This window comes from Parabacteroides sp. MSK.9.14 (assembly GCF_019041495.1).
Taxonomy (GTDB): Bacteria; Bacteroidota; Bacteroidia; order Bacteroidales; family Tannerellaceae; genus Parabacteroides; species Parabacteroides merdae.
Genome location: NZ_JAHPXO010000001.1, coordinates 268,052 through 280,568, shown reverse-complemented (window position 1 = coordinate 280,568; position 12,517 = coordinate 268,052). Strand labels below are relative to the sequence as shown.

General features: G+C 48.6%; 11 protein-coding genes. 8 read left to right on the top strand and 3 right to left on the bottom strand.

Annotated features, from left to right (window positions below; all coding sequences use genetic code 11):
• The first annotated feature begins 154 nt into the window (after nt 1-154).
• Genes KTG12_RS00980 through KTG12_RS00970 form a run of 3 tightly spaced genes read left to right on the top strand, consistent with a single transcriptional unit; the run spans nt 155 to nt 3,375 of the window.
• Entirely contained in the window at nt 155-1,009 is an 855-nt protein-coding gene (locus tag KTG12_RS00980) for a hypothetical protein (RefSeq protein ID WP_155144208.1), read from the top strand.
• Between the two features lie 35 nt (nt 1,010-1,044).
• Entirely contained in the window at nt 1,045-2,157 is a 1,113-nt protein-coding gene (pdxB, locus tag KTG12_RS00975) for a 4-phosphoerythronate dehydrogenase PdxB (RefSeq protein WP_022321700.1), read from the top strand.
• An 18-nt stretch (nt 2,158-2,175) separates the two neighbouring features.
• A complete protein-coding gene (locus tag KTG12_RS00970; protein WP_138272621.1) occupies nt 2,176-3,375 on the top strand; it encodes an MFS transporter in 1,200 nt (399 codons plus the stop codon).
• 10 nt (nt 3,376-3,385) lie between these two features.
• Here KTG12_RS00970 and KTG12_RS00965 read toward each other — a convergent pair whose 3' ends face one another.
• Nucleotides 3,386-4,237, bottom strand: a complete 852-nt coding sequence (locus tag KTG12_RS00965) for an AraC family transcriptional regulator (RefSeq protein WP_005645365.1) — start codon at nt 4,235-4,237, stop codon at nt 3,386-3,388.
• Between the two features lie 156 nt (nt 4,238-4,393).
• Here KTG12_RS00965 and KTG12_RS00960 point away from each other — a divergent pair, with 156 nt between their 5' ends.
• Nucleotides 4,394-5,584, top strand: a complete 1,191-nt coding sequence (locus tag KTG12_RS00960) for a DUF4925 domain-containing protein (RefSeq protein ID WP_022321698.1) — start codon at nt 4,394-4,396, stop codon at nt 5,582-5,584.
• Between the two features lie 11 nt (nt 5,585-5,595).
• Nucleotides 5,596-8,265 carry a TonB-dependent receptor gene (locus tag KTG12_RS00955; RefSeq protein WP_122115227.1) on the top strand — a complete coding sequence of 890 codons (2,670 nt, stop codon included), beginning with the start codon at nt 5,596-5,598 and terminating at the stop codon, nt 8,263-8,265.
• Between the two features lie 9 nt (nt 8,266-8,274).
• Here the strand turns inward: KTG12_RS00955 and purN are convergent, their stop codons facing one another.
• Complete coding sequence (purN, locus tag KTG12_RS00950) at nt 8,275-8,847, bottom strand: phosphoribosylglycinamide formyltransferase (protein WP_022321695.1); 573 nt, start codon at nt 8,845-8,847, stop codon at nt 8,275-8,277.
• A gap of 154 nt (nt 8,848-9,001) precedes the next feature.
• Between purN and KTG12_RS00945 the strand changes: the two genes are divergently transcribed.
• From KTG12_RS00945 to rnc, 3 genes are read left to right on the top strand one after another with little or no spacing between them, the layout of a single operon-like run.
• Nucleotides 9,002-9,238: an acyl carrier protein gene (locus KTG12_RS00945; RefSeq protein ID WP_005639879.1), complete on the top strand. Its 237-nt coding sequence runs from the start codon at nt 9,002-9,004 to the stop codon at nt 9,236-9,238.
• A gap of 21 nt (nt 9,239-9,259) precedes the next feature.
• Complete coding sequence (fabF, locus tag KTG12_RS00940; protein WP_005639878.1) at nt 9,260-10,525, top strand: beta-ketoacyl-ACP synthase II; 1,266 nt, start codon at nt 9,260-9,262, stop codon at nt 10,523-10,525.
• 1 nt (nt 10,526) lies between these two features.
• A complete protein-coding gene (rnc, locus tag KTG12_RS00935) occupies nt 10,527-11,432 on the top strand; it encodes a ribonuclease III (protein ID WP_122115228.1) in 906 nt (301 codons plus the stop codon).
• Here rnc and KTG12_RS00930 read toward each other — a convergent pair.
• Entirely contained in the window at nt 11,429-12,442 is a 1,014-nt protein-coding gene (locus KTG12_RS00930) for an ATP-dependent 6-phosphofructokinase (RefSeq protein ID WP_005639876.1), read from the bottom strand. The genes rnc and KTG12_RS00930 overlap by 4 nt on opposite strands.
• Nucleotides 12,443-12,517: the final 75 nt, after the last annotated feature.

Below are 12,517 nucleotides of genomic sequence, written 5' to 3'. Positions count from 1 at the left end.
ACAACTCATATTGTCAGCATGAACGGCATGAATAAAGATTGACTTCAGCACATGATTTTGGAACAAAGACAGTGCTAAAACAGTTGAATCTGTCCATAGTGCACGGTAAACGCAAAACGGGCAATGTGTCAAAACATAAAAAGGAGGTAACAATATGGCAAACCCCAGATTACCCAATATCACAGAGGCGGAACAGGAACTCCTTTATGAGAAGTTGAATGTTTACAACCAAGGGAAAGCCTCTTATAAGGAGGCGGGATGTTACCTTGTGGTTTTACCGAGGGAAGGACATCCGAACTACAGCCTGTGGTTCTACACGCCTCTACTCGACAGGCAGTGCATCTTGTTTATCGAAGATTTGAAACCGGACATTATCCAGTCGCTGCGCATCGTCACTTCCGAATTGTGGTATGCCAACCGACAGATCCTGGTCACGGACTACAATGAAAAGAGGATGTCGACACACGGAGATGACCTGATCGCTTTCGGCAAATACCACGGACACTTCCTGTATGAGATCTTGCGGATAGATCCGGGCTACGTGAACTGGATCGCCTTTAAATATACCCCTATCATCCCCAAGCAAGAACGTTTCGTCAAAATGGCACAAGCCTACAACTGCGTCTACCTGGACAAGATGCTAAAAAAGAAATACCAGCCACGTCCCACCAGCCGTTTCTTAGGCAAGAAAGGGGACAAGCTGTCCAATCTCACCCTGAAAATAACTAAAGTACGGGTGGAAGACGACCCATACAGGACCCGCGTCATCGGGACGACTCCGGTCTTCTTCGTACGCCAGCGCCTGACGGCCATCGATGCGAGCGGCAACCTGGTCAACCTGACCTTTGCATCCGGCAATCCCAGCCATGCATCCGGACAGTTGCCCTCCCTGGAACATGCCTACCGGCCGGGTGAAGTGCTACACATCTCTTCGGCACGTATCGCCGCGACGGTTGAAAGTTATGGCATACAGTACACGCGGTTGAATTATGTCAAGATTGGAAAATAATCCCTACCTTTGTCTTCTCGAAAAAGGACAGCAAGATGAAAATAGTCGCCGACAATACCGTTCCTTTTCTGAAAGGAATCGCAGAACCGATCGCAGAGGTAAAGTATCTCACTTCTAAAGAGTTTACACCAGAAAACGTACAAGATGCAGACATACTGATCGTACGGAGTATCGATAAATGTACCCGCGAACTGCTCGAAGGAAGCCGGGTGAAACTGATTACCAGCGCTACAATAGGTTTCGACCATATCGACACCCGGTATTGTGATAAGGCAGGTATCACCTGGAAGAACTCACCGGGATGCAATGCCGTCTCGGTCGCCCAATATGTGCTTTCCGGATTGGTCACGATCGCGCTTCGCAAGGGTGAACCCCTACAAGGGAAGACGATCGGGATCGTCGGTGTCGGTCATGTCGGAAAAGAGGTGGAGAAGTTATGCTCGGCCTACGGGATGAACGTGCTCCGCAACGACCCGCCACGTGCGGAGAAGGAGGGGAAAGACGGTTTCGTCTCACTGGAGACGATCGCAGAGCAAGCCGACATCGTCACCTTCCACACGCCGCTGACAAAAGAAGGTCGTTTTGCCACCCGCCACCTGGCAGGAGTAGACTTCTTCCGCAAGCTCCAACGGAAACCTTGGTTCGTCAACGCATCCAGAGGAACCGTCCATGATACGGATGCCCTATTGCATGCCCGGAAAGAGGGTAAGATCAGTGAACTGATCTTGGACTGTTGGGAAAACGAACCGGATATAAACCGGGAATTATTGGAACTGGCCACGATAGCCACCCCGCATATTGCCGGTTTCTCGGCAGACGGGAAAGCCAATGGTACGCGTATGTGTCTGAAAAACATCGAAAAATTCTTCCAAGTGAAGATCGAGAAGATCAGCGAAGTGATTCCGACAGCTCCCGAAACTCCGGTTATCGACTTGAATCGGTTTGACAAAAACCGGATCGAACAAGCGATCCTCACCAGTTTTAACCCGCTTGCCATAGACCGGGCGCTACGGGAAAATCCCGACAGATTCGAGTGGTTCCGGACAAACTATCATCACCCAAGAGAATACGGTGCATACACAATCGTCCATGCGACCCCGGAAGAAACCGGACAGCTCCGAAGATTGGGGTTCGGAATCCAACAATAACACAAACAAAATGAAACAATGGCAAAAGACAAACTTATATCACCCAGCTTCTGCTATATCTTAGCAGCCAACTTTTTGCTGTTCTTCGCATTTTATCTGATATTGCCGATCCTGCCGTTTTACTTGCAGGACCAGTTCGATGCGGATAAATCGATGATCGGTTTTATCCTTTCGTGCTATACTATTGCTGCCCTCTGTATTCGTCCGTTCTCCGGATACCTGCTGGACACATTCGCCAGACGGCCGTTGTACCTTTTAGCCTACTCCGTCTTCATGGTCATCTTCGCCGGATATATGATCGCCAGCCTGCTGAGCATCTTCATCGTGCTCCGTATCCTGCACGGCTTCGCCTTCGGCATGGTGACGGTGTCGGGCAATACGATCGTGATCGACATCCTGCCCTCCTCCCGCCGTGGCGAGGGGATCGGTTATTACGGGCTGGCAAACAATACGGCCATGAGTTTCGGACCGATGACAGGGCTGTTCATGCACACCAGCTTCTCCTACGAAACGATTTTCGCCTGCTCGCTCCTCTCCTGTTTTCTCGGATTCATCATGGCCTATTTAGTAAAGACGCCGCAGAAGCAGCCGATAAAGAAGGAACCGATCTCGCTGGACCGTTTCTTTTTGGTGAAAGGGACCTGGGCAGGCATCTCTTTGCTGCTGCTCTCCATCCCCTACGGCATGACGACCACATACGTGGCCATGTATGCCGATGAAATCGGGATTTCCGTCAATTCGGGATTATATTTCACCTTTATGGCGATCGGTCTGGCCGTCTCGCGCATGTTCTCCGGACGGCAGGTCGACAAAGGAAGGATTACGTTGGTCATCTCGTTGGGAATGTATCTTGCCGCCGCCAGCTTCTTCGGGCTGGCAGCTCTGGAAAGGCTGATGCAGTGGAATCCGGCTTTCACTTCTTATCTGTATATCGGGATCGCCCTTTCACAAGGAGTCGCATTCGGTACGATGTTCCCGGCTTTCAACACTCTGTTCGTGAACCTCGCTCCCAACAGCCAGAGGGGGACAGCGACTTCCACCTATCTCACCAGTTGGGATGTGGGGATCGGGATCGGGCTGATGATAGGCGGAAGCATCGCACAGGCTTTCGGGGGATTCAACTACGCTTACCTGTTCGGGGCGTGCCTGACAATTTTTTCGACACTGTTCTTTTTATTGAAAGCAGGTCCTCATTTCAACCGGAACAAATTGAGATAAGATGGTTGGCTTAGCTGTTGCGATACTCCAGCGGTGACATCCCCACGTAGCGACGGAAATACTTGTCGAAGAAAGCGACGTTGCTGTAGCCCAGTCCGATAGAGATTTCCTTTATCGGGAGATTCGTTGATTTCAGTTGGGCTTTGGCATCCATTATCACGACGTTGGCAATAATATCGAGGGCTGTCATCCCGGTCGTCTTTTTGATCACGTAGCAGAAATGAGGCAAGGTGATCCGCAACTTTCCTGCATAGAAAGAGGCACTCCGCTCTTTCGTATAATATTGCCAGACAAGCTGCACGAACTCGCGAGCGATCTCCTTATCACGGCTCAGGACCGGTTCTTTCCAGGTATTGAACCTCCTGTACATATTGACCACCCCTTGGATCAGCAGGTCAAGGACCGGTTTCAAACTGTCGGTAAAGAGGATAGAGTCCGGAGCGTTGTCAGCCCGTACCAGCAAGGAGAAAAAATCTTTATAGATAGCGGCGGCATTACCGGACAAAGGGACTACCGGATTCTCGATGATCGTAACAATCAAGTTGGAGATCGTCCGGATAAAATTGATGCTTTCCAGAAAACGGGAAGAAAAAGCGACGAAACAGACTTCCGCATCTTCCGACACTTCATGAATCTGGATAAAGGTATTGGGCAGCAAAGTGATGAAATCGTTCGCCCGCGCCGTATGTTCATCCAGATTTATCGTCACACGGATCGTCCCCCGCGTGCAAAAAGCAAACACGCCCGCTTTTATCTTGCAGGGAAAAAGCCCGTACATGTTCAGGATGTCACCCGTAATACCATCGCCTACGATAAAATCTTTCGGAATATCGAATTTAGGCAAGTCAACGTCAATCTTCATAAAAACATCGTTTTGTTGTTTCAAAAGTAGCAAAATATGCTTAGCTCACCTAACAATCTTAAAAATAGAATATTTATTCCCAAACATGGAGATTGTTTGTTTCAAACTTAAGCCTGTTCTTTGTATCATCCTATAATATGACTAAAAGCGAAACATATGGACAGAAAATCAATATGCAGTTTACTTTGCGCCATGATGCTGGCTATTCTCTTGATATCCTGCAATGACAAGGATGATTATGATGGCCTTTCCCCGGCGGAACTAAGCGGGACCTATTCTAACAAACTAAGTGCCCCTGCAAACGGAGATTCCCTTATTTTGAGCTATAACGGGAATACATTTATCGGAAAAGATGTGGAATTTAAGACGGATGACGGGAAAACCGCACACATCATTCTTAAATATGTACTACCGCACGATAAAGAAACGGCTATCTCCGGCGTCTCTCTGACAGCAGGTTCCGGCAGCTATTCTTTCAGTGGAGGCGCGACAACCTCAACCGGTACGGCATTTCATTATCTGGGTAGTATACAGACCGGAAAATTGATACTGGAACTGTCGGACATCACGATTCCAGAGAACCAGCTGACAATGAACGGTACCTGGTATGTCGCCCACGAAAATGCCTCTTATTACAATGTAGACAATGGCAGCATGCAGACGATGATCGGAATGCTGTATAACCTGGTGGGCGGCAAACTGGTCTGCAACCTGATCAGTTCTGTGCTCGACGGTCTGGCCTTCCAGGCGGACGGAAACATCATCGCCCGCTATGCTCCCCTGCCCGACTCGGTCCGGATAGGAAGTCTGATAGGCAACTACATCAAACATCCGGCAAACGACTGGAACGCTTCACCTCCCAACCTGGCGACTTATTATGTGAACGACAATACATCCTTATATGTAATCCCGCAGATCGACATGATCATCCGCCAAGTGATGATAAACAGACAGACGAAAGCCAACTCTGGGGATAGCTCTATGGAAAATGCGCTGCTGGCAGCCTACCAGAAGATCAATACTTGGTCTACAACCGGTATTAAAATGACAATTCGCGAAAGCGAAGACCCGGCAAAAGGTGATCTCATCCTGCTCCTCGACAAATCGGAAATACAGGAATTGTTCGCCTTGCTGGAGATCGTGAAAGTTTTTATTCCGGAAGAGACGCTTAACGCACCTGTCATGGATCTGATCGGCAACCTGATCCCGCCCCAGTTCGTAAGTATCGCAGCCATACTCCTGAAAGGAAAGACGTTCGGTGCGATCTTGAACCAGTTGAGCCAAGAGCTGAACACAATTCCCATTGAGATCGGTATCTATTTGTACAAAGACAAAAACATCAATTAAAAGCATTTTATATGAGAAAGCTATATATCTTGATTTTCGCCCTGTCACTTTTCACCGGGACCGCATTCGGACAAATGGTGAAAGGGCACGTTTATGATGCGAAAACCCATGAACCGCTACCGGGCGTCAACATCACCTACAAGAAAATAAACGGGGATACGAACGGAACCATATCGGATGCCGACGGAGCCTATGAAATCGCGTTGCCGGACGGTGGGATCGACCTCCTGTTCAGTTACATCGGGTACGAGAACGAACAACTCCCGCTGATACTCCGCAAGGGGGATACCAAAACAAAAGATGTCTATATGAACATCAAAACGAACCTGTTGGGAGACGTAGTGGTCAGTGCCGGACGCTTCGAACAGAAACTAAGCGATGTCACCGTTTCGATGGACCTGCTGAAAGCAGGCGATATCGCCAAGCAGGCCCCTACCGACCTGAGTTCGACACTGAACACAATGCCGGGTGTGGATATCAACGACAAGCAACCCTCCATACGGGGCGGGAACGGATGGACATACGGGGTCGGTTCGCGCAGCCTTGTGTTGGTAGACGGTATGAGCGCTCTAAGTTCGGGCAACGGAGTGATCAACTGGAACATCGTCCCGCTCGAAAATATCGAACAGGTAGAGGTGATGAAGGGTGCTTCCTCTGTGCTCTACGGCTCATCGGCCTTGAACGGGGTGATCAACATCCGCACGAAACGGCCGGGACTCACGCCGACCACAAGTGCCCGCGCCTATGTCGGGGTATACGACCATCCGGTTCATGACGAATATGAAGGGGCAGACGTCTCGCACGCACGACGGATCGGAAACTTCGATGTATCGGGCGGACTCAACCTGTTTTCCGATGACGGATACCGCGATCAAGGATACAACCGGCGTCTGCGACTCGGAGGCAATATGACATACCACCATCCGATGAAAGAGGGCAAACTGCTGAACTACGGGTTCAATTTCAATTATCTGGCCGACAAATATGCCGACTTCTTCATCTGGCGTTCTCCGGTAGAAGTCTACCAGCCGTCATCCATCGCCAACATGGGTCGCAAGGGGAACACCTTCTATATCGACCCGTTCTTCAATTTTACCAATCCGACCAACAATACCTCGCATAAGATCAAGACCCGTTTCTATTACCGGGGAGACAACATCATCGACGGAAGCTCCAGCCATAAGTCGCTCGACGACATCTTAGGCAATATGGGAAGCGATGCCGCCACGGTCACCGCCTATATCGACAACATCAAGAACGGAGACTACAGCCCGTTCTTCCCGCTGATCCAGCCGATACTGCAAGGCGACCTGAACGGGATCGTGGACGGGGCCGTCAACATCCTGAACGGGGTATTCCCGACTGCCACGACAGCCGATTACTGCGACCTGATCTCCTGGGTGATGAACAACAACAAGGAGAATGTTCCCAAAGGGACGGACAAGAACTACACCTACTATGTAGACTACCAGTTCAATAAGAAATGGGACAACGGAAGTCAGATCACCGCCGGGGCAACCTACGAACACATGAAAAGCGTTTCGAAAACCACCGGGACGCACGACAGCGACAATGCCGCCCTGTTCGCCCAGTACGACCAGCGTTTCTTCGACCGCCTGAGCGTATCGGCCGGCATGCGTGCCGAATACTACCGGGTGGATGGTTACCTGCGGGAAGCGGATACCAAACTGTTCGGAACCAAGATTCCGGTCAAACCGATCTTCCGCGCCGGACTGAACTACCAACTTGCCGACTACAGCTTTATCCGCGCCAGCTTCGGGCAAGGCTACCGCTATCCCTCTCTGACCGAGAAATATGCCCGTAAGGACATCGGCGGTGTCGGCGTGTACCCGAACAAAGAGGTGAATGCCGAAAAAGGTGTAAATGCCGAACTGGGCTTCAAACAGGGATATAAGTTCGGAAACCTGACGGGATTCTTCGACTTGGCGGGATTTTATACCCAATATACCGACATGATCGAATTCCGCTTCGGAATCTTCAACAATACGACTTTTCAGTATATCAACGGTGTGCGCGACCTCTTGAGCATGATTACCCAAGGCCAGATGCCGGGATTCGGCGCCCAGTTCTATAACGTGTCGAAAGCACGTATCTACGGGGCGGAAGTCAGTACGAACGGTGTCTACACGTTCAATCCCAATACCACACTAAGCTACAACTTAGGATATGTATTCATCGAACCTGAAGACGCCGATTATAAGAAAAAGAACGAAGAAGAGGCGACCTACGATGATCCGATGCAGATGAAAGAGAAGTCCAATACATCCAAATACCTGAAGTACCGCCAAAAACACACAGTGAAAGCCATCCTTGACTTCCAATGGAAACGGCTGACACTAGGAACCAATATCGTGTGGAAAAGTAAGACGTTGGCCGTAGACTACCTGATGGTGGACGAGCGAACAAAAGAACAACCAGAGATCATGGACTACGTGCGCGACATCCTCTTCGGCAACGTAAACGGACAAACACTTCATTCCTATTGGGCGAAAAACAACACGCCCTACTGTGTGGTCGACCTGCGTGCAGGCGTGAAGATCATAAAAGGACTGTCTTTCCAGTTCATGGTGAATAACTTGTTCAACAAAGAATACAGTACACGTCCGATGCTCGTTTCCGCACCCCGTACCTATGTCATGCAACTGAGCGCGAACTTCTGATACAATCCCTCAAATACGGGCTGCAAGCAAATCTTCTATAACCTTGGGATAATGAGCGTATTCGAGTGCGTGCACCTTCGCGGCAACCTCTTCCGGCGTATCGGACGGCAGGACGGGGCATTTTGCCTGAAAGATAACCGTTCCTTCGTCGTAATGTTCGTCTATGTAATGGATCGTAATACCGGTCTCCCGCTCGCCGGCGGCAACGACCGCCTTGTGCACGTGTATCCCGTACATGCCTTTGCCTCCGTATTTAGGCAGAAGTGCAGGATGAATATTGATAATCTTACCCGGATAGGCATTCAACAAGGGATCGGAGATCTTATTCATGAAGCCGGCAAGGACAATCAGATCCGTATCATATTCCGCAAGCTTTGCCAAGACAGGCGCCCCATCTGCAAATTCCTCCCTCGAAAAGACAAAAGAAGGAACACCCAACTTATTCACCCGGGCATGCACACCAACGTTCCGGTTGTTAGACAAAACAACTGCCACCTTAATAGTTTCACTTTTAGAGAAATATCGGACGATATTCTCCGCGTTCGTACCCGATCCGGAAGCAAAAATTGCTACGTTTTTCATGTTTTCTCCTTTTTTTGTGCACAAGAAAAGAAAAAATGTGCAGTTTTCCGCATTTTTAGCTCATTAAATTTGTTTTGTAACATAAAAAATTCTTTTCTTTGCACTGCAAATTTAAAAAGTATATTCGTATTTATTAATCTAAATTGAAAAAGTTATGTCTGAAGTTGCTGAAAGAGTAAAAGCTATCATCGTTGATAAATTAAGTGTTGAAGAAACAGAAGTTACAAACGAAGCAAGCTTTACTAACGATTTAGGAGCAGACTCTCTTGACACTGTAGAACTGATTATGGAATTCGAAAAGGAATTCGGTATTTCTATTCCTGATGATCAAGCAGAAAAGATTACAACTGTAGGCGACGCCATTGCTTACATCGAAGCTAACGCGAAGTAATCAATCCTTTTAATTAAAGGTATGGAATTAAAAAGAGTTGTGGTAACAGGTCTTGGAGCTATTACTCCTCTTGGTAATACTCTCCCGGAAACATGGGAAGGTATTATCAATGGGAAGAGTGGAGCCGGGCCTATTACTCAGTTTGATGCATCCAAATTCAAGACACAATTTGCATGCGAAGTAAAAGGCTTCGATCCGTTGACAGTAATGGATCGTAAGGAAGCCCGCAAATGTGACCGTTATAGTTTATTCGCAATAAATGCCGCAAAACAAGCGATTGACGACGCTGCTATGGACTTGGACAAGGAAGACAAGAACCGTATCGGCGTTATCTTTGCCTCTGGTATCGGTGGTATCAAGACATTCGACGAAGAAGTATTAGGATATGCAAAGATCAAAGACACGATCGGTCCTAAGTTCAATCCGTTCTTCATACCGAAGATGATTTCCGATATTGCAGCCGGACATATCTCCATGCTTTACGGATTCCATGGTCCCAACTTTGCGACAGTATCAGCTTGTGCATCTTCAACCAACGCGATCAGTGACGCGTTTAACTATATCCGTTTAGGAAAAGCTAACGTAATTATAACCGGTGGTGCCGAAGCTGCCGTTTCGGAATCTGGTGTCGGTGGGTTCAACTCGATGAACGCGCTGTCTACCCGCAACGATTCGCCCGAAACCGCTTCCCGTCCGTTCAGCGCAAGCCGTGACGGGTTTGTTATGGGAGAAGGTGCTGCCTGTCTGGTCCTGGAAGAGATGGAACACGCGTTGGCTCGTGGTGCTAAAATATATTGCGAGATTGCCGGAACCGGCATGTCTGCCGATGCTTACCACCTGACAGCTTCCCATCCGGACGGATTAGGAGCCAAGTTGGTTATGCGTAACGCACTGGAAGACGCAGAGATGACTCCGGAAGACATCGATTACATCAATGTTCACGGAACCTCTACGCCGGTAGGAGATATCTCAGAAGTAAAAGCGATCAAGGAAGTTTTCGGAGATCACGCTTACAACCTGAATATCAGTTCGACGAAATCAATGACCGGACACCTCTTGGGAGCGGCCGGAGCGATCGAGGCAATGTTCTGCATTAAGGCGATAAACGATGGTATCATTCCTCCGACAATCAACCATGCGGATGGTGATGATGATCCTGAAATAGATTATAAACTGAATTTCACATTCAATAAAGCTCAAAAAAGAGAAGTGCGGGCAGCACTCTCCAATACTTTCGGGTTTGGAGGTCACAACGCTTGTGCTATTGTTAAAAAATTTGTGAAGTAACGTGTTTACAAAGCTATACAAAAGAATAAGGCTCCTCAAGAACATGAACAAGGAGCCTTATTCTTCTTTATACAAGATACTCGGTTTTTATCCCGATAACATCCACCTTTATGAACAAGCCTTCCTCCATAAATCTTCTTCCGTAGAAAGCGGTGACGGCAGATGGCTGAACAATGAACGGTTGGAGTTTTTGGGTGATGCCGTATTGGATGCGGTCGTAGCCGATATCGTTTACAAACACTTTCAGAACAAGCGGGAAGGATTCCTGACCAACACTCGTTCCAAAATCGTACAGCGCGAGACGATGAACCGTGTTGCTGTCGAACTGGGACTCGACAAGATGGTCGTGTACTCCGCCAAACTAAGTTCCCATAACAACCACATGTATGGAAATGCCCTTGAAGCACTGATCGGTGCGATCTATCTGGACCAGGGCTACGAAGTCTGCTATAATTTCATCCAGAACGTGCTCATCAAAAAATATGTCAATCTGGAAACCATCGCCCGTAAAGAAGTCAATTTCAAATCGAGTCTGATCGAATGGAGCCAAAAGAACAAGCTTGAAATATCGTTCGACCTAATCGAATCGTTTACCGACAACGATGGAAATCCGGTGTTCCAGACAGGTGTGACGCTTTCTGACACACAGATAGGCGTAGGCATCGGCTATTCGAAAAAGGAATCCCAGCAGAGCGCAGCCAAGATGGCGATCAAGAAATTACGGACTGACAAAACATTCCAACAATTCATCTCGGAACTCAAGAAGAAAAAAACCGGTGAGAGCACAGCCGAAAACGAATTCGAAAATCTACCTGAAGAAGCCGTAGAAAATAGCGGACAGGAGATAGCAGATACAGAGAAAAGAAAAGCGGAAACAAGCATAGAAGCTGTTCCCGCTGAAAATTAATTTCCGAACGATATTCCCATCCGTTTCCCCTGAATGATCAGATCATGTTCGGGAGTTACCAGTTTTAACTTACCGGCCACTTCAGACAGAGGAATTGATTCGACTTCACTGCCTTTCATGCAAACCATACGTCCGAATTGCCTGTTTGCGATCAGTTCCGTAGCATGTCCGCCCAAACGGGTAGCCAAGTTACGGTCGAAGGGAGAAGGATTGCCTCCACGCTGAATATACCCCAAGACGGTATCGCGGCTTTCGATACCTGTCGCCTCCTCTATGACACGCGTCACATAGACGGAAGGACGCTCTTTGTCAGGTGTTTCGATCCCTTCGGCCACAACCACGATGGAATAAGGCTTACCACGGCGGGCACGGTCCAAGATCACTTCGTTTATCTGGTCCATGTCAAAGCCCAGTTCAGGTAGCAGGATCACATCAGCACCTCCGGCCATCCCGGCATATAGCGCAATCCAGCCGGCGTGGTGTCCCATCACCTCCACCACCATTACCCGTTTGTGCGAACTGGCGGTCGAATGCAGGCGATCAATCGCTTCAGTCGCGATATTGACAGCCGTATCGAAACCGAACGTTATATCTGTCCCCCAGATGTCGTTATCGATAGTCTTCGGCACACCGATCACGTTCAAACCCATCGCCGAGAGCATACCTGCGGTTTTCTGTGTCCCGTTGCCGCCGATACAGACGAGGCAATCCAAGCCGAGTTCTTCATAATTCTGCCTAATGAGCTGCGGTTTCTCGCTTTCGCCTGAAGCCAGGAGTTTACGGAAAGGTTTCTCGCGGGAAGTCCCCAGGATCGTACCGCCCAAATTCAGGATACCTGAAAGGCTGCGTTCGTCAAAAGTCTGGACATCTTTATTCAGCAGGCCGACAAAGCCGCTGTGTATGCCGATGACTTCCATGCCATAGTGCATAATGGCCGTTTTACCGACACCACGTATCGTGGCGTTTATTCCGGGACAGTCGCCACCAGAGGAAAGAATACCTATTTTCATCGTTTTTTGGGATTAAGTACTTGTTGTACAAAGATAATAAAATTTATCGTATCTTTGCATGCAATTCAAACAACA

Coding starts and splice junctions, on each gene's coding strand:
- KTG12_RS00980 (WP_155144208.1), top strand. CDS start 155: ATGGCAAACCCCAGATTACCCAATATCACAGAGGCGGAACAGGAACTC.
- pdxB (WP_022321700.1), top strand. CDS start 1,045: ATGAAAATAGTCGCCGACAATACCGTTCCTTTTCTGAAAGGAATCGCA.
- KTG12_RS00970 (WP_138272621.1), top strand. CDS start 2,176: ATGGCAAAAGACAAACTTATATCACCCAGCTTCTGCTATATCTTAGCA.
- KTG12_RS00965 (WP_005645365.1), bottom strand. CDS start 4,237: ATGAAGATTGACGTTGACTTGCCTAAATTCGATATTCCGAAAGATTTT.
- KTG12_RS00960 (WP_022321698.1), top strand. CDS start 4,394: ATGGACAGAAAATCAATATGCAGTTTACTTTGCGCCATGATGCTGGCT.
- KTG12_RS00955 (WP_122115227.1), top strand. CDS start 5,596: ATGAGAAAGCTATATATCTTGATTTTCGCCCTGTCACTTTTCACCGGG.
- purN (WP_022321695.1), bottom strand. CDS start 8,847: ATGAAAAACGTAGCAATTTTTGCTTCCGGATCGGGTACGAACGCGGAG.
- KTG12_RS00945 (WP_005639879.1), top strand. CDS start 9,002: ATGTCTGAAGTTGCTGAAAGAGTAAAAGCTATCATCGTTGATAAATTA.
- fabF (WP_005639878.1), top strand. CDS start 9,260: ATGGAATTAAAAAGAGTTGTGGTAACAGGTCTTGGAGCTATTACTCCT.
- KTG12_RS00930 (WP_005639876.1), bottom strand. CDS start 12,442: ATGAAAATAGGTATTCTTTCCTCTGGTGGCGACTGTCCCGGAATAAAC.